The organism is Allobrachymonas sp., from assembly GCF_041912815.1.
Lineage (GTDB): Bacteria > Pseudomonadota > Gammaproteobacteria > Burkholderiales > Burkholderiaceae_C > Brachymonas.
The window spans coordinates 146,229-162,278 of the sequence record NZ_JAYRLV010000004.1 but is presented as its reverse complement, the minus strand read 5'-3'; the positions used below and the strand labels follow the sequence as shown (position 1 = coordinate 162,278).

Below are 16,050 nucleotides of genomic sequence, written 5' to 3'. Positions count from 1 at the left end.
TGCGTCAGACGCTGGGTGAACAGGTGACAGTGCAAATTGCCAAGCGCAGCGAACTGCACAGCTTCAGGGTCATGCCCAAGCGCTGGGTGGTGGAGCGCAGCTTTGCGTGGCTGGAGAAGAACCGCAGACTCTCGAAGAACCATGAGCGATGGATCAACACCAGCTTGCAGTTCGTTCACTTGGCGTTCTTGGCTCTTTTGCTCAGAAGATTGTGAACACGTTCTTAAACCAACTGGCCTCTGCGAAACCCGGGGCGCTTCAGTTCAGTGTGACCGCTACGTCCGGGAGATTGGCTATTGGCCATCCTCGATGCTTTTTCTTTGCCACCCGCTTCTGTATAGAAGTTTGTCTTCGGTTGCACCCCGAAGTTGCTCGACGGGCTCAATCTTTCGGCGCGTGGCTCATCTTCTCTTTGAGTTGAGCTTGCTTACCGGCAAGCGTCCATTTAGCCATCTCTTGCTGCTCTTGCTCAAATCTATCAAGGTGAACCCAGTAGTCCCGATGGTGTGCGCGATTGGGCGACTCCACGATGTCTTCCACTATCGCCGCGAGGCGCTGGAGAGCTGGGCTGTTCAAGAAGCGCATACACAAACAGGCGAGACTTGACACATACACAAACAGGCGAGACTTGACACCTATTCGGCAGGCAGATCTATAAGCTTGCGGGGACTTGACACGTACATTAGTAGCCAGCTGGGGCGTTGCGCTTTGTATTGGAAACCGCCCTGGCATATGAATCACGAACCATCAGGGATTACCAGACGAATTTCCACACGACGCTGGCGCGCATCTTCATGCGGAATGCCTGCGAGTGGCTGTGAATCTCCAAAACCGGCCACAACAATACGTTTAGCATCTATCTCCTGAAGATTAGATGCCAATCTTTTTCTAGCTTCTCGAGCACGTGCGGCCGACAGAGTGTAATTATCGTCATAAACCGTGCAATATGTGGAAAAATCCGTCACCGGTCGTGGAACAGGGCGATCGTCAGTATGTCCCTCAACATACACTCGACCGTCTGGGATTTCATGCAAAAAACTCGACAACTTCTGCCGGACGTTTTCCATTGCTGGCTGTGAGGCTGTCGCCATACAAGCGCTACCCCTATTGAAAACACCATCACGCAAGATAATTTTTTTTGCCGCAGCATCCAGCGTCACCATGTCTTTTCCCGCAATTTGTGAAAGAGAGGTCGACAGCTCGCCAAGCAACTGAGTTAACTTTTGCTGTCTAGGATCTTTAAGCTGCGCCAAACGCGCCATTTCCTGTTTCTGAACGACAGAAATCACCAACAGCAACATTACCACTGCCATAACGCCAGCCATCAGGTCCGAAATAGCAATCCATTCGTTAGGCTTTTCTTTCATAGAGCCACTTCCTTAGAGGCACTCTGCTTCGTCAAGCCTTTCAGAATGTTTTCAATGCTACTGAGTTTCTGAACGGCTTCTTGGCTTGCATCAGCATCACCCTTTTTTGAGATATTTTCTAGAAGAGGAACTTGGTTTTCAAGGCGTTTTCCAATGCTGTCGAGGTTTTTACCAATACCCCCCATCCGCTGCCCAGCATCAGCCACCGAACTCATACCGCTTGTAATATCCTTTCCAAGCTTCTCCATCGTCTGGGTCGTTGTTTCAATGTTTTCGTTCAACGTCTGGGTAGAAGTAGTAAATTCGATAGCGGCTTTCTTTTGCAACTCCAACGCCGTTCCAATCGAGGATTCCACCTTATTCATGGTGTCCTTTACATCCTTGGACAACTCGCTCAAGGCGGTGGAAATTTCTTTCGTCGCGCCGTTCAGCTTCTCGCTCCCCTCCTTCATGGTAGCAGAAGAGCGTTCGCTCATCGTCTCGATAGCACTTCCCAGGTCCTTTCGCACATTGTCGAGTACCTCCTTGAATTCACTTCCGAATTCATCGACCACCTTTTCAAGACCTTTAGCGGCCGAAGATACTTGATTAGAGCCTTCCACCATTTCTTTTGCCGCATCAGCCATTTGCTGAATAATCTGTTGAGTGTTCTGCGTAAATCCGGAAAGAGCAGTACTTGAAATCAAGCTTGTTTCTTGGATATGCGCCAGCGAAGCATTGATCTCACCCTGCGTCTGCGTGAGAGTACGGTCGATCCCGGCAAGCAGCTTTTGCTGACCCTCTCCAACCTTCACGAATCCAGCCTGAACCCCTTCAACAATGCGCACTGATGCACGGACAATGCACTCAAATAAAGCCTTTTGCTTATTTCCCTCTTCAACCAAGCGTTCTGCTTTTTTACGGCGCAACTCAACTTTGACTTTATCGATGACCCAGGCTAAACGTTTCTCATCAAGCCGTGTTACCTCACTCCAAATTTTAAGTAGCACAAACCCTATGATACCCCAGGTAGATGTCTTGAATTTAGTACCCAAGCCCTGCAGCATGCCAGTCAGATCACTCATGCTGCTAGCAATAGCATTAGATTGAGAGAGGATATTAGATGCATGATTGAGCGCCATACCCAAACCCAAGAATGTACCAAGCAAACCAATCACCAGCAACATTCCTGGCATTATCTCTGCAAGTTTTTCGGGTGCCGTGGCAACAGCATACCAAAGATCGGTCACACTTCCGTGCTCAATATCCAAATCATCGTCTTTACTGTCCGGCGTCCCACGGTTCCATTTTTTCTCCCACGACACCGGAGTAGCAACCAAGTGGGCACTAATGACGGTATATCCAATCATACCTACGATGATAGTCAAAAAACCAACCTGCAGCGGGTCATCCAATTTCGGAGTTAAAAAGTTCAGAAGCTCTCCTGCGATACTACTCATACGGACACCTCCAATACAGAATTCATACGTTGCTGTGCTTCCTTGCGGAAGATATTGGCAAAGTCGTTGATGAGAGATTGATCCTCAGGCGCAAGTTGACTGAAAGGGGTTTCTTTATTAGCAACCTTAACAATAATTTCCCCCACAGCAGCACCTTCGTCGATTACGTAACTTCTATCTTCCTTCTCCAACTGTTCTTCTGATTTTTCCAACAATTGAAGAAAACCCTCAGCTGCATCGGCATAGCGATCAATATCACGGCGACGCATGGCAATGCTGTTCAAAGATGATTCTTGGGCAGGAACAGCCTTTTCGAGAGATGCAAGTTCCTCCGCTTCCGTGCTATCAAGTTCAGTCTGGACCTTCTTGGCATTCTCAAGCCGCCTCAGGTCGACCTTGAGCTTGGCTAGGATTTTATTGGCCCCATTGAATTCTGTTTCAAGCGTTGCTGCTTGCTTCTTCCAAGAGGCAATCAGTTCTTCATAAACAAAGGATTGTAGAGTTTTTCCATACTCTTGAAGCAGCAGACGATCCAACCGCTCCGCAGCTTTCTTGCTCAACTCCATATCGGGTTTAACGAGATCGGAAGCAACTCGAACGATGAACAGATCATCCGCACCAAGATCATCGATACTTTGAGCGTTCCGAAACTTCTGGTCAGACATTTTCAGAAGTTTTTGCGTAGCACGCAACCTCAGGTAGTGTTCCGTATTGGAAGGCCCAGACTCGATAATCAACGCCAAATCTTTTTTTGCAATCTCATAATCATTGATGGCAGAAGTCAGTTCTAGGCGGTGACGTTCCTCATCGGAGAGAGCCTCTCGCTCAGCCAAACGCATGGTCTTCTGGTGCTGCCGTGCTTTCTCCAGCTCCTCGTCGGTAATTTCATCTTCCACTTCATTCTTTTGTCTCCGCTCCTGCCAGCGCTGGGCTAGCTGAATTCCCCATTTGATTGCCTCATCAATCTTCTTGGCAATGGGAGAATTTTCAAATGCGGTCAATGCTCCCAACCCCTTCTCCAAAAAGGTCAGTGCAGCGCTGAGCCACGGAATCCCCTGAGTAGCAACGGCTGCCAGACGCAGCCCGGCACGGAAGTGTTCTACATAGGGTTTTACAGTCTGCCAGACCTTCTTCACTCCATCAACAAAGCCTTCAGCTTTTTCGGCCATCCACCCGATGGCCTTACCTGCATATTCCTTTGCAGTGTTATACGCTTGGCTTAATGTGCTACTAATGCTGCTGACTGCACTTCCGATCGCACTTCCTACACTGCTGCACACACTACTAAACCATCCCATGATGACCCCCTTCTCTGTTATGAATTTTAGAATCCCAACATCCGCCGTCCGGCTTCCGCACTGGATTTTCTACCATCTTCAGCATGGAGATTTCTCCCTACATTGCGGCGCGCTGTTCGCACATCAGCGATAGCCGATTCTAAATGCGTCCATTGCACACATGGCTTCTGCACATTGTCGTGTATAGCGCGCGGAAAAGCTGTGCGTAATACGTTGCGGATTTCTCTTCCAGAAAAGCCTTCTGACTCCGTAGCGCAGCGCTCAATCAGCGTTTCACGATCTTCTTCCAAAGGCACGCCCGGCACCAGCATCTTGGACCAAAGCTGTTTGCGCCCCTCAAGATCTGGCAGCTTGAATTCGATGTGGTAACGGATACGACTAACAAAGGCATTGTCATAATTTCTTGCAAAGTTGGTTGCAAACACTGCAACACCTTCGAAGCGCTCCAACTCAATAAGCAGCGTAGAACGCATGGCATTGATTTCGTTGTCAATGCCTTGCGTGACAGAAGACAGGCGTGCGCCAAGTAGCGTGTCAGCTTCGTCAAAAAACAATAACGCACCTTCCATGGCGGCAGTATTAAAAGCTGCGCTAATGTTTTTGGCGGTCTCACCGACAAATTTACTTTCGAGCTCTGCTATCCCTAGATGAATATAAGGCAGCCCTAATGTTCCAGCCAGAGCCTCTGCGGCCAAGGTTTTTCCGGTGCCCGGTAGTCCATAGAAATTAAGGATCATATTGCGGCCCGTCGGGTCGACACTACCAAAACCCCAATCAGAATAGATAGTCTTGTGATGACGCATCGCACCGATGGCCTCATCAAAAATACGCCGGGTTTCTGGTGCCAACACTACATCACCATCCAACGTGGTACGTGGCGTACGCACGGCATGCGGCGAGCAGGTTGATGTGTCAGCCGAGTCCTCTGCAGTAGTCATGGAGCAGTAATTCCAAAATTGGACCATATGAAGATGGCCGTCATTCTACAGAACTGATGCGCAAGGAGACCCGAAGCGCCTCGCGAATCAAGAAAACTCTATCGCCTGAGATGAATGTCTCCAAGAAAACGCCACACACAACAAAAAAGCACCTACCGCGCGATCGCTGTAGGTGCTTTTTGATTGGAATGGGTGGTGGGTCGTGCAGGATTCGAACCTGCGACCAACGGATTAAAAGTCCGCTGCTCTACCAACTGAGCTAACGACCCACTCGCTCGCTCAGGCAACTCAGCATTGCCTGAATCGAAACGAGCATTCTAGCAGCATTGACCCAGCATTCAGCAGCTGGAGGCAATTTTTTTAAGGACCCAGCCGGCTGCGCTCATGCCGAAGGTGGCGGTGACGGCCACGGCGGAGCCATAGCCGTGGCAGTTGAGGGTGCCGTCGCTGGCGGGAGAGGCGTCGCAGCTGGTCTCAGGGGCGGCAGGCATGCGCACGGCTTCGCGGCTGAAGACGCAGGTCACGCCGATGGTCTTGCCCTCGCGGGGGGCCCCGTGGTGGCGGCGCAGCCGGTAGCGGAGCTGGGCGAGCAGGGGGTCGTGGGTGACGCGGGCCAGATCGTCCACATCCACGAGGTGCGCGAGTTCCTTGCCGCCGGCGGCCCCGACGGTGACAAGGGGGGTGCGGCTTCGGCGGGCCCAGACGGCCATGGCGGTTTTGGCGGCGACCTGGTCGCAGGCGTCGATGACGGCGGTGGCATCGGCGGGCACGAGGGCTTCCCAGTTGTCGGGGGTGACGAAGTCGTCAATGCCCTGCACATGCGCCTCCGGGTGGTAGCTGGCGATGCGTTCGCGCATGGCGTCGATCTTGGCCTGCCCGAGGGTGGCATCGGTGGCATGGATCTGGCGGTTGATGTTGGATTCGGCCACGTGATCCATGTCGATGAGGGTAAGCTGCCCTACCCCGGTGCGTGCCAGGGCCTCGGCTGCCCAGGAGCCCACCCCCCCGATGCCGACCACCACCACATGGGAGTCGGCAATGCGGCGCGCACCCTCTGCACCATAGAGCCGGGACGCCCCGCCAAAGCGGCGCGCGTGATCGGGCGGGAACAGGGGAGAAGCGGGGGCAGCGGCAGAAGAAGCAGTCATGTCATGATGCAGGAAAGATGCCCGCGCCCTTCGTTGGGGCCAAGCGAAGGCAGTACAGGAGCAGATGCAGGGCCAGCAGGGGGCGCGACGCAGGCAGGGTGCGGGATGCCTGCTGCCCGGTGCGAGTCCCCCGTTTGGGCAGAACATGGCAACCTGAGCTCGGGCGAAAAGAGGGAAAGACACACACGCCGCCAGGCGGCGGCCCCGACTGTACACGATGGGAACCATCGTCGCCCTGCCTTGTTTTGCCCAACCCTGCCCTGCGGCAAGGCTTACTTGAGGCGGGCGAGCCGGTCCTTGCCGGCCTGGGCGGCCTCGGAGCGCGGGTAGCGGGCGATGAGCTGTTCGAGCGCGGCGCGGGCTGCGGCGGTGTTGTGCAGCTCGACCTCGCAGTTGGCGATGGAGAGCAGCGCCTCGGGGGCACGTTCGTGGTTGGGCGCCTGGCTCACGACGGCCCGGAAATTGGCGATGGCACCCTTGTAGTCGCGCAGGGCGTAGTCGGAATTGCCGAGCCAGAACTGCGCCAGCACCCGGTGGCTGCTGCGCGGATGGGCACGCAGGAACGCACGGAAGCCGGTCTGGGCCTTGGCATAGGCTCCGCTGCGGAACTGGTTGATGGCGGCTTCGAATTCGGCTTTTTCGCGGGCGGAATCAGCGGCATGGGCCGGAGCTGCGGAGCGGGCATCGGGGTCGCCGTCTCCATCGTCCTGGGGAGCGGAGGCGGCCTGCTTGCGTGCCGGGGCGGCTGCGGGGGTGGCAGGGCGTGCGTCTTCGAGGGCGCGGGAGAGGTCCTTCTGGCGGCGCTGCAGGTCGGCGATGTCGCGGCTGTATTCCTCGTCATGGCCGCGCATGCGGGCCGTGTCAGCCTTGAGCGCGTCGATCTGGTTCTGCAGCTCCAGCAGGCTGTTGCGCATGCGGGCGTTGTCCTCGTTCATGGCCTGAAAGCGCTGGCGCAGGTCCAGGATGGCGCGGCGCGCCTCGTTGTCGCCGAACAGGTCGGCGTGGGCCAGCGGCTGCATGCCGAGGCAGGCCAGGGTCACTGCGGCCTGCAGCACAAGGCGCGGCTGCAGGGCCCCGCGCCGGGCAGAAAAGACGGAATGCGAATGCGGCAAAAGAACGTTCATGCAAACCTCAGGGCATGGTGTGCAGATTCCCGTGGCCTCTGTGCTCTATGCGCTGTGTGCAAGGGGGCACTTCAGACGGACCGCAGAGGCACGGGAACTGCAGCGAGGGAAGACGGCCGGAGGCCGACAGCTCACTTACTTGGTGTAGTTGTAATCGAATTCGACGCGGCGGTTGCGTTCGTCGGCACCGACGTTGGGCACCACCGGGCGTTCCTTGCCGAAGCTCACGGCCTCGATCTGGGTGTCGGGCACGCCGAGCAGGTTGAGCGCACGGCGTGCTGCCTCGGCGCGTTTCTGCCCCAGTGCCAGGTTGTATTCCCGGCCGCCCACGGCGTCGGTATGCCCTTCGAGGCGCACGCGCGAAGCGGCATGGCTCTTGAGGAAGGCGGCATGGCCTTCGACCACGGGGCGCGCGTCGGGGCGCACCACATAGCTGTTGAAGTCGAAGTGGATGACGGAGGCCACGTTCTGCGGCCCGCCACGGCTGGCACTGCCGTCGTCGGTGCTCACGGAGGCGACGGAGCTGTCACCTCCCGCGCCATTGGCACCGGCGGCTCCGTTGGCGCCTTCGGTGAGCTTGGTGGTGGAACAGGCCGCCAGCGACAGGGTGGCAGCAAGAATCAGCAGGGTACGTTGCATGGTTTTTCCTCTTGGGAGAGTCAACGACAGGGCCTGCGCCGGGGAGATGCGGTCCGGGGCACAGGCTGAACATCGGGGTCAGGGGGTGAGCGGCGCCCAGGCCGGCTCGCGGATGTCCCCCGGATGGCCGGACAGGCGCGTCTTGACGCTGCCGTCGGCCGTCGTGGTCATGAGGGCCTCGCCGCCGCCCGTGTGGGTGGCGTAGATGATGAGCTGGCTGTTGGGGGCAAAGCTCGGTTTTTCGTCGTTGCTGGTGCTGGAGACCACGTCCATGGTGCCGCTGCCCAGATCGAGCACGGCCACGCGGTAGCCGCCGCGCGCGTTGGTGATAAAGGCCAGGGTCTTGCCGTCGGCACTGACGGTGGGCGAGATGTTGTAGCTGCCCTGGAAGGTCAGGCGCTGAACCTGCTCGCCGTCGAGCGAGGAGCGGTAGATCTGCGGCGAGCCGCCACGATCGCTCACGAAGTAGATCGACTTGCCGTCCGGGCTGAACACGGGCTCGGTGTCGATGGCGCTGCTGTGCGTGATCCGGCGCGGCGTGCCGCCGGTGGCGGGCACCAGATAGATCTGCGAGGTGCCGTCGCGGGTGAGGGTGACGGCCAGATGGGAGCTGTCAGGCGACCAGGCGGGCGCGCTGTTGGACCCCTTGAAGTTGGCCACCACGTGCCGGCTGCCGTTGCGCACGTCCTGCACGTACACCACGGGCTTGCCCAGCTCGAAGGAGACGTAGGCGATCTTGCTGCCGTCGGGCGACCAGCTCGGGGAGATGATGGAGGCCCGGCTGCTCAGGGCCGGCTGGGCATTCTGCCCATCGGCGTCGGACACCCACAGGGTATAGCGCCCCCTGGAGCGGGTGACATACGAGATGCGGCTCGCGGCCACGCCCTTGCGCCCGGTGATGCGGCCATAGATCCAGTCGGCGGCCCGATGCGAGGCGAGCCGCAGGTCGGCCTGCGGCACCTGGTAGTTCTGGCCGCCCATGTCCTGGTTGCGGGCCATGTCCCACAGGTGAAAGCGCATGGCGTATCGCCCTGCTCCTTCGGCCTGCACGCTGCCCACCACGGCGTAGTCGGACCCGGCTGCCCGGAACACTGCCTGGGGCGGATGGCTGCGCTCGTCGAGCGCACCCGCCTCCACCGCTACGGTGCGAAAGAGCCCCGTGCGCACCAGATCGGCGCCGATGATGGCCGAGGGGCGCTGGGGCACGGCGGCTTCACCCCGGAAGGGCACCGGAGAAATGGGGTACTGGGTGCTGCTGCCGGGGCCGACGATGGTCACGTTGAATTCGGCCGCCAGAGCCGGGCCGGATGCCACCCACAGCCCCCCCAGCAGCAACGCAGCGGCAACCCACCGCCCCTGCCAGAAAGGGTAGGACGTGCGCACACCGCCTGCCAGCGAGGGCGAACCCTGGCAGCGTGCCATCGAAAGGGAAGACTTCATCTTCATCGTATGCGGATACGTAGGTGGATGCCTGTCGGAACAGAACCGAATGCATCTCGAAAATCAGGGAAGTATGCGGGCCGGGGACGGAGAGGAAAGAAACCGAAGAGGACAGAACGAAGCAGCACAAAAAAGCCACGCCCTGCGAGCCGAACCGATCCCCAGGGCTCCGCCCCACCGAAAAGCTGCATCACATGCTACACACTTGCCATGACGGCTCTCCGACCGATCGGTTACAAAGGGTAAGCCCCCCCCTGATGCCCCCGGGGCCGCAGGTCCGTGATGCCGCCCCGCCGCAGGCAGGCTCCATGCTCCGGGCTGCGGCACGGAAGGGGCAACGCGCTCCAGGCCACCGACCTACAATGCGGGATGCTTTTCACTCCTCTTTCTCACCGGGCCCGATGACGACCGACGCCTCCTCTCCCCCTTCCGCCGCGCTCGCCTCACAGAGCCTGCCGGCCCGTTTGCGCCGCATCTCGCGCTATTTTGGTGTCGACCGTCAGTGGTGGGTGTACGCCTTTGTGGCCACGGTGGTGGCATCGCTCACCGAAGCCGGGGTGCCGGCCCTGATCAAGCCCCTGCTCGACCGCGGCTTCACCAGTGGCACGCTGCAGCTCTGGGCCGTGCCTGCGGCCGTGCTGCTGCTGTTCTTTCTGCGCGGGGTGGCCGGTTTCGCGGCCCAGTATTCGCTGGCACGCATTGCCAACGACGGCATGGTGCGGCTGCGCGAGGACATGTTCGCCCGCCTGCTCAATGCAGACCTGAGCCTGTTCTCGCGGCAGTCGGCCAGCACGCTGTCCAACACCGTGGTGTTCGAGGTGCAGAACGGCGCCAACATGCTCGTGCAGGCGCTCATGGGACTCACGCGCGACGGCAGCACCCTGGTGGCGCTGGTGGGCTATCTGCTGTATCTGAACTGGAAGCTCACCATGGTCGTGGTGGTGCTTGCGCCCGGCATGTCGTGGGTGATGCGCAAGCTCTCGCGCCGCCTCTACGGCCTCACCAAGCAGGGCCAGCGCGCCACCGACGAGCTGGCCTACGTGGTCGAGGAAAACGTGCTGGCCCACCGCATGGTGCGCCTGCATGGCGCCCAGCAGCAGCAGAGCAGCCGCTTCGAGGTTCTGAGCCGCCGCCTGCGCCAGCTCTCGCTCAAGTCGGTGATCGCCTCCTCGGCCATGACCCCGCTGACGCAGTCGGTGGCCGCGGTGGCGCTGTCGGCGGTGCTCACCATTGCCCTGTGGCAGGCCCAGGTCAGCCAGGGCCATGAACGTGCCGTCACGGTGGGCGGCTTTGTCGCCTTCGTGGCCGCCATGATGATGCTGGTGTCGCCCATCCGGCGTCTGGCGGACGTGGCCAACCCCATCACGCGCGGCGTGGCCGCCCTGGAGCGCGGCCTCGCCATGGTCGAGACCGTCCCGCCCGAACCGGAGGCAGCCCCCGCCGCACAGGCCAGCCAGCTGCCCGCGCGTGCGCGCGGCGACATCCGGTTCGAGCGCATCCATGTGGACTATGCCGCGCAGGCGGCGGACCGCGAGGCCCGCATGCCGACTTCGCCTCTGTTCACCACCATGCCCACGGGCGCGAGCGTGGCCCATGCCGAGGGCCTCACCGAAACAGCGGCCGCCGCACTCGAACTCATCGACCTGCACATCGCCCCGGGCGAGGTCGTGGCCTTTGTGGGGCCATCGGGATCGGGCAAGACCACGCTGGTCAACCTGCTGCCGCGCTTTGTGCTGCCGTCGAGCGGGCGCGTGCTGCTCGACGACGTGGCTCTGGACGACTGGCCCCTCGACCGCCTGCGCGCCCAGATCGCCATGGTGAGCCAGGACGTGGTGATGCTCAACGACACCATTGCTGCCAACGTGGCCCTGGGCAGCGAACTGGATCGTGCCCGCGTGCAGGCGGCGCTGGAGGCCGCCAATCTCGGCACCTTCATCGAACGTCTGCCCATGGGCATGGACAGCATGGTGGGACACAACGCGGCCCAGCTCTCCGGCGGCCAGCGCCAGCGGCTGGCCATTGCACGCGCCGTGTACAAGAATGCCCCCATCCTGATCCTCGACGAAGCCACCTCCGCGCTCGACAACGAATCGGAACGCCTCGTGCAGGAAGCCCTGCAGCGCCTCATGCAGGGCCGTACCACCCTGGTGGTGGCGCACCGCCTGACCACCATCGAACATGCCGACCGGGTGGTGGTGATGGAATCGGGCCGCATCGTGGAACAGGGCACCCACACCGAGCTGATCCAGCGCGGCGGCGTATATGCCCGCCTGCAGCACCACGCCACGGCCTTTGTGTCCAGCATGGCAGGCAGCGCCCCCACGCCGTCCGAAGGGAACACCCCGGATAGCGGCCACGCCGCCTGAGCCGGCACGGCACGTGCACGACACGGCACAGGCCACAGGCTCCTGCGCACATCGCCGGACTGTGCCCTGTCGCGGGGCACATCCAGGCACTGTCCGGCTCCCCCGCTGCACACTGCAGGGCGCGCCCTCAAGGCGAAGCGAACTTCATCAGCACCAGCCCCGCCACGATGAGCGCTACAGCCAGCATGCGCAGAGGGCTGGCTGCCTCGTGCAGCACACAGAGACCGACGGCAAAGGAGCCCAGGGTGCCGATGCCCGTCCAGATCGCATAGGCCGTGCCGAGCGGCAGGGATTTCATGGCCATCGACAGCAGCCCGAAACTGGCCGCCATGACCACAAGGGTCAGCAGGGTGTACCCGCCGCGGGTGAATCCATCCGAGAGCTTCATCGTGTACGCCCAGACGATTTCAAGCAGCCCGGCCATCACCCGCCATATCCAGTCCATATCCACCACCTCCGGCACCCATCAGATACAGATACCGGGTCGTCCCGGATGATCGAAAGGCCCGCAGGCTGGGGGCGTCCCCGCACCCATGATACGCAACCGTGTCGGCCCATGCCGCCCAAGCTCCCCCTGTGCGCAGCGGCTTGGGAATCACCCTTTCTGGCTGCGCCGCATGGCTGCGGCCAGCTGCACGCTGCCACGCTCGTCCAGCGCCTGCAGGGTGCTGGCAAAATCCCGGGGCTCCCTGTTCTGGCTGAGCTTGCGCTTGCCCTCGATGCGGGTGATATCCACCTCGATGCCCACGATCTGCCCCAGCATGTCGCGCAGGTAGTCGGCGGGCGCATCGCCCATGCGCCAGGGAACGGGCTGATCCGCCTCGTGCACGCGCGTCAGACGCGCCAGCACTCCGCGCAGGAACTTCTCGTCCTCGCGGATGTGGAGCCGCCCATGCACATGCACGGCCTCATAGTTCCAGGTGGGCACATGCCGGTGCGTTTCCGGCTTGCTCGCATACCAGTTGGGCGAAATGTAGCCCTCCGTCCCCCGAAAGACCACCAGCACCGCATCGCCCTCCCGCACCTCCTGCCACACCGGATTGGCGCGCGCGACATGGGCCTGCAGCGTGCCCAGGGGATGTGCCTCGGTGCCTTCCGGATTCAACAGAAACGGAAGGTGATCGACCTCCAGCCCCGCAGCCCTCTGCGTGACCAGCATCCCCAGGGGATGCGCGCGCATGAGGGAATGCAGCACGTCAGGACGGGATTCGGCAAACAGCGCAGGGGCGTACATCACGACATCGGCTCCGGGCAAAGTGGAGAGCGTACCTCACCCGAGGAGCCCCCTCACTCCAGAGTCCCTCGCGCATGCAAGGGGGCTGCGGTGCCGGATGCGGGGCCGGCCCGCCCCGCCCCCTCCTCCTCACATGAGCACAATGTCGTACTGTTCCTGTGTGAAGCCGGTTTCGGCCTGCAGGGAGATGGGCTTGCCGATGAAGGCGCTGAGGCCGGCGAGGTGCTGGCTTTCCTCTTCGAGAAAGAGGTCGATGACCTGCGGGGCGGCGATCACGCGGAATTCGCGCGGGCTGAACTGCCGCGCCTCGCGCAGGACCTCGCGCAGGATGTCGTAGACCACGCTGCGGGTGGTCTTGACGGAGCCGCGCCCCTGGCAGGCGGGGCAGGGTTCGCAGAGCATGCGCTCCAGCGATTCGCGGGTGCGCTTGCGCGTCATCTCGACCAGTCCAAGGGGCGAAAAATCCCCGACCATGGTCTTGATGCGGTCGCGCTGCAGCTGCTTGCGCAGTTCGCCCAGCACTTCGGCCTGGTGGTCGGGGCGGGTCATGTCGATGAAGTCGACGATGACGATGCCGCCCAGATTGCGCAGCCGCAGCTGGCGTGCAATGGCGTGGGCTGCCTCCAGATTGGTCTTGAAGATGGTCTCGTCGAAATTGCGCGTGCCCACGTAGCCGCCGGTGTTGACGTCGATGGTGGTGAGCGCCTCGGTCTGGTCGATGACCAGGTAGCCGCCGGACTTGAGGTCGACACGGCGCCCCAGGGCTCGCGCCACTTCCTCGTCGATGGCATAGAGGTCGAAGATGGGACGCTCGCCACGGTAGTGTTCGAGCTTCTGCACCGCATCGGGCATGAAGGTGAGGCCGAACTCGCGCAGGGCATCGAACTGCTCGCGCGAATCGATGCGGATGCGGTGGGTGTGCTCGTCGACCATGTCGCGCAGCACGCGCTGCATGAGGCTCAGGTCCTGGTGCAGCAGCGAGGGCGCCGGTTGCCGCTGCGCAGCCTGGCGGATGCGCGCGCAGGCCTTGCGCAGGTAGCGCATGTCCTGTTCGAGCTCGGCATCGGTGGCGTCCTCGGCATTGGTGCGCACGATGTAGCCGCCGGGCTGGTTCAGTCCTTCTTCGGCCGGCATGCCGGCCATGAGCCGCTGCACGCGTTCGCGCAGCTCCTCGCGCTGCGGGCTGGGGATTTTCTGCGACACGCCCACGGCGTCGTCCTGCGGCAGGTAGACCATGAGCCGGCCTGCGATGCTGATTTGCGTGGACAGGCGCGCGCCCTTGGTGCCGAGCGGGTCCTTGATGACCTGCACCATGAGGGTCTGGCCCTCGAAAATCTGCTTCTCGATGGGGCGCTGGGGCGCGGCCGGCTCGCGCCCGCCCGGCCCGGCGGCGGGCGCTGCCGCCTGCCGCTCGCGGGGGCTGCTGCGCTGCCACACGTCGGCCACGTGCAGGAAAGCGGCGCGTTCGAGCCCGATGTCGATGAAGGCGGACTGCATGCCGGGCAGCACGCGCACGACCTTGCCCAGATAGATGTTACCCACCCGCCCGCGCTGAAGCTCGCGCTCGATGTGCATTTCCTGCACCACGCCGTTTTCGACCACGGCGGCACGGGTTTCCTGGGGGGACCAGTTGATCAGTATGTCTTGTTGCATGAGAAGGGGGACCAGGCAAAGGCCGGGGCTGATGGCTCCGGCACCGCACGCCCCGGAGCTGCCGTGTAGGAAGCCGGGAGCCAGGAAAGGGAATCAGGCCGCCTGCCGCACCGGGTGGCTGCGGACAGGCAGACGCAGGTTCATATTGTCCACCCCATTGCACGCAGGATCTGTGCCGTCTCGAACAGGGGCAGCCCCATGATGCCCGAGAAACTGCCCTCGATGCGGGCAATCAGCGTCGCAGCCCGGCCCTGCACCCCATAGGCCCCTGCCTTGCCCATGGGCTCGCCGCTGGCCACATAGGCCGCGATGCGCGCTTCGTCGAGCACATCGAACTCCACCCAGGAGGTACACAGCCGTGCGGCACGCCGCAAGGGGCTGCCGGCTGTGCCGGAGCCTGCCACGGCCACGGCGGTCAGTACCTGATGACGCTGCCCCGACAGGCTGCGCAGCATGGCCGCGGCGTCGGCAGCATCGGCGGGCTTGCCCAGAATGCGTGCCCCCAGGGCGACGGTGGTATCGGCACAGAGCACGGGAGCAGCGGGCCAGCCCCGACGCTCCAGCCGCGCCAGGGCGGCGTCGAGCTTGAGCGCGGTGACGCGCTGCACGTAGTCGGCTGCTGCCTCTCCCGGCAGCACGGCTTCGAGCCCCTCCGCGTCCTCTCCGGCATCGGGCAGGAGCAGCGTGTGGCGAACGCCGATCTGGTCGAGCAGCTGGGCCCGACGGGGACTCTGGGACGCGAGGTAGAGAAAAGAATCGGTCGACATGGGGCAAGACAATGGAAAAAAGAGGCGGTCAGCCAGAAAAGAGCGACCCGCGCAACCCTGAGCGGCAGACCCGGCACGCGCACGCAGGCACCCACGCCCTTGCTGCAGCAGGGAGCCGCTCCACGCCGCAGGGCGCGAAGCCTTACTCGCGGTGGTACGGATGGCCGGCATTGACCGACCAGGCGCGATAGAGGCTTTCGACAAGCAGGACACGCGCCATGGCGTGCGGCAGGGTCAGGTCGCTGAGGCGAATGCGCTCGTGTGCGGCCGTGCGCAGCTCGGGAGACAGGCCATCCGGCCCGCCGATGAGGAGGGCCACGTCGTCGCCGTCCTGCTGCCAGTGGCGCAGGCGCTCGGCCAGGGCCTTGGTGGTGAGCGAGGTGCCGCGCTCGTCGAGCGCCACGATGCGCCGGCCCTTGTGGCAGCCGGCGTCGATGGCGGACTCGATGCGCTGGGCCTCGGCCTGCATCATCTGGGCCGTGGTTTTGCCTCCACTGCGGGGCTCGGTCTTGACGGTGCGGCATTCGAGCCGCAGGTCGGGCGGGAACCGCTTGGCGTAGTCATCGAAGGCAGTCTGCGCCCAGTCGGGCATCTTCTGCCCGACGGCGACGATCACGAGTTTCACCCGGCCACTCCG

Annotated in this window: 16 protein-coding genes and 1 tRNA gene; 3 read left to right on the top strand and 14 right to left on the bottom strand. The window is 61.8% G+C overall.

Annotation, left to right across the window (positions count from 1 at the left end; genetic code table 11):
- Together ACE3P9_RS05600 and ACE3P9_RS05595 are read left to right on the top strand one after the other, a co-directional pair.
- Positions 1-215: transposase (locus ACE3P9_RS05600; protein ID WP_374492313.1), on the top strand; the 215-nt coding region annotated here is incomplete at its 5' end.
- 181 nt (positions 216-396) lie between these two features.
- Positions 397-606 carry a hypothetical protein gene (locus tag ACE3P9_RS05595; RefSeq protein ID WP_374492311.1) on the top strand — a complete coding sequence of 70 codons (210 nt, stop codon included), beginning with the start codon at positions 397-399 and terminating at the stop codon, positions 604-606.
- A 131-nt stretch (positions 607-737) separates the two neighbouring features.
- On the opposite strand, the gene ACE3P9_RS05590 is transcribed toward ACE3P9_RS05595, so the two are convergent.
- The 9 genes from ACE3P9_RS05590 to tolB form a co-directional block, all read right to left on the bottom strand.
- Positions 738-1,367, bottom strand: coding sequence for a flagellar motor protein MotB (locus ACE3P9_RS05590; RefSeq protein ID WP_374492310.1), 630 nt, complete (start codon positions 1,365-1,367; stop codon positions 738-740).
- Complete coding sequence (locus tag ACE3P9_RS05585; RefSeq protein WP_374492308.1) at positions 1,364-2,806, bottom strand: hypothetical protein; 1,443 nt, start codon at positions 2,804-2,806, stop codon at positions 1,364-1,366. The genes ACE3P9_RS05590 and ACE3P9_RS05585 overlap by 4 nt, the downstream gene beginning before the upstream one ends.
- Complete coding sequence (locus ACE3P9_RS05580; RefSeq protein WP_374492306.1) at positions 2,803-4,104, bottom strand: hypothetical protein; 1,302 nt, start codon at positions 4,102-4,104, stop codon at positions 2,803-2,805. Before ACE3P9_RS05580 ends, ACE3P9_RS05585 begins: the two co-directional genes overlap by 4 nt.
- 26 nt (positions 4,105-4,130) lie before the next feature.
- Positions 4,131-5,042 (bottom strand): ATP-binding protein, encoded by a 912-nt coding sequence (locus ACE3P9_RS05575; protein WP_374492304.1) that lies wholly within the window; start codon positions 5,040-5,042, stop codon positions 4,131-4,133.
- Positions 5,043-5,235: 193 nt separating this feature from the next.
- Positions 5,236-5,311, bottom strand: a tRNA-Lys gene (locus ACE3P9_RS05570).
- Between the two features lie 69 nt (positions 5,312-5,380).
- Positions 5,381-6,190 carry a ThiF family adenylyltransferase gene (locus ACE3P9_RS05565; protein ID WP_374492302.1) on the bottom strand — a complete coding sequence of 270 codons (810 nt, stop codon included), beginning with the start codon at positions 6,188-6,190 and terminating at the stop codon, positions 5,381-5,383.
- A gap of 272 nt (positions 6,191-6,462) precedes the next feature.
- Positions 6,463-7,314 carry a tol-pal system protein YbgF gene (gene ybgF / locus ACE3P9_RS05560; protein WP_374492300.1) on the bottom strand — a complete coding sequence of 284 codons (852 nt, stop codon included), beginning with the start codon at positions 7,312-7,314 and terminating at the stop codon, positions 6,463-6,465.
- Between the two features lie 135 nt (positions 7,315-7,449).
- Positions 7,450-7,953, bottom strand: coding sequence for an OmpA family protein (locus ACE3P9_RS05555; protein ID WP_374492298.1), 504 nt, complete (start codon positions 7,951-7,953; stop codon positions 7,450-7,452).
- Positions 7,954-8,031: 78 nt separating this feature from the next.
- A complete protein-coding gene (gene tolB / locus ACE3P9_RS05550) occupies positions 8,032-9,393 on the bottom strand; it encodes a Tol-Pal system beta propeller repeat protein TolB (RefSeq protein WP_374492297.1) in 1,362 nt (453 codons plus the stop codon).
- A gap of 362 nt (positions 9,394-9,755) precedes the next feature.
- On the opposite strand from tolB, the gene ACE3P9_RS05545 reads away from it, so the two are divergent.
- Positions 9,756-11,759 carry an ABC transporter transmembrane domain-containing protein gene (locus ACE3P9_RS05545; RefSeq protein ID WP_374492296.1) on the top strand — a complete coding sequence of 668 codons (2,004 nt, stop codon included), beginning with the start codon at positions 9,756-9,758 and terminating at the stop codon, positions 11,757-11,759.
- Positions 11,760-11,886: 127 nt separating this feature from the next.
- Here ACE3P9_RS05545 and ACE3P9_RS05540 read toward each other — a convergent pair whose 3' ends face one another.
- The 5 genes from ACE3P9_RS05540 to rlmH all read right to left on the bottom strand — a co-directional run bounded on the left by ACE3P9_RS05540 (position 11,887) and on the right by rlmH (position 16,038).
- Positions 11,887-12,204: a multidrug efflux SMR transporter gene (locus ACE3P9_RS05540; protein ID WP_374492295.1), complete on the bottom strand. Its 318-nt coding sequence runs from the start codon at positions 12,202-12,204 to the stop codon at positions 11,887-11,889.
- Positions 12,205-12,354: 150 nt separating this feature from the next.
- Positions 12,355-12,993 (bottom strand): FMN-binding negative transcriptional regulator, encoded by a 639-nt coding sequence (locus ACE3P9_RS05535; RefSeq protein WP_374492325.1) that lies wholly within the window; start codon positions 12,991-12,993, stop codon positions 12,355-12,357.
- Positions 12,994-13,122: 129 nt separating this feature from the next.
- Positions 13,123-14,646, bottom strand: coding sequence for a ribonuclease G (gene rng / locus ACE3P9_RS05530; protein WP_374492294.1), 1,524 nt, complete (start codon positions 14,644-14,646; stop codon positions 13,123-13,125).
- 140 nt (positions 14,647-14,786) lie between these two features.
- Entirely contained in the window at positions 14,787-15,413 is a 627-nt protein-coding gene (locus ACE3P9_RS05525) for a nucleoside triphosphate pyrophosphatase (protein ID WP_374492293.1), read from the bottom strand.
- 142 nt (positions 15,414-15,555) lie between these two features.
- A complete protein-coding gene (gene rlmH, locus ACE3P9_RS05520) occupies positions 15,556-16,038 on the bottom strand; it encodes a 23S rRNA (pseudouridine(1915)-N(3))-methyltransferase RlmH (RefSeq protein ID WP_374492292.1) in 483 nt (160 codons plus the stop codon).
- Positions 16,039-16,050 lie beyond the last annotated feature (12 nt).

Excerpts from the sequence above, each read along its gene's own strand:
- ACE3P9_RS05590 (WP_374492310.1), bottom strand. The coding sequence starts at position 1,367 with ATGAAAGAAAAGCCTAACGAATGGATTGCTATTTCGGACCTGATGGCT.
- ACE3P9_RS05585 (WP_374492308.1), bottom strand. The coding sequence starts at position 2,806 with ATGAGTAGTATCGCAGGAGAGCTTCTGAACTTTTTAACTCCGAAATTG.
- ACE3P9_RS05580 (WP_374492306.1), bottom strand. The coding sequence starts at position 4,104 with ATGGGATGGTTTAGTAGTGTGTGCAGCAGTGTAGGAAGTGCGATCGGA.
- ACE3P9_RS05575 (WP_374492304.1), bottom strand. The coding sequence starts at position 5,042 with ATGACTACTGCAGAGGACTCGGCTGACACATCAACCTGCTCGCCGCAT.
- ACE3P9_RS05565 (WP_374492302.1), bottom strand. The coding sequence starts at position 6,190 with ATGACTGCTTCTTCTGCCGCTGCCCCCGCTTCTCCCCTGTTCCCGCCC.
- ybgF (WP_374492300.1), bottom strand. The coding sequence starts at position 7,314 with ATGAACGTTCTTTTGCCGCATTCGCATTCCGTCTTTTCTGCCCGGCGC.
- ACE3P9_RS05555 (WP_374492298.1), bottom strand. The coding sequence starts at position 7,953 with ATGCAACGTACCCTGCTGATTCTTGCTGCCACCCTGTCGCTGGCGGCC.
- tolB (WP_374492297.1), bottom strand. The coding sequence starts at position 9,393 with ATGAAGTCTTCCCTTTCGATGGCACGCTGCCAGGGTTCGCCCTCGCTG.
- ACE3P9_RS05545 (WP_374492296.1), top strand. The coding sequence starts at position 9,756 with ATGCGGGATGCTTTTCACTCCTCTTTCTCACCGGGCCCGATGACGACC.
- ACE3P9_RS05540 (WP_374492295.1), bottom strand. The coding sequence starts at position 12,204 with ATGGACTGGATATGGCGGGTGATGGCCGGGCTGCTTGAAATCGTCTGG.
- ACE3P9_RS05535 (WP_374492325.1), bottom strand. The coding sequence starts at position 12,993 with ATGTACGCCCCTGCGCTGTTTGCCGAATCCCGTCCTGACGTGCTGCAT.
- rng (WP_374492294.1), bottom strand. The coding sequence starts at position 14,646 with ATGCAACAAGACATACTGATCAACTGGTCCCCCCAGGAAACCCGTGCC.
- ACE3P9_RS05525 (WP_374492293.1), bottom strand. The coding sequence starts at position 15,413 with ATGTCGACCGATTCTTTTCTCTACCTCGCGTCCCAGAGTCCCCGTCGG.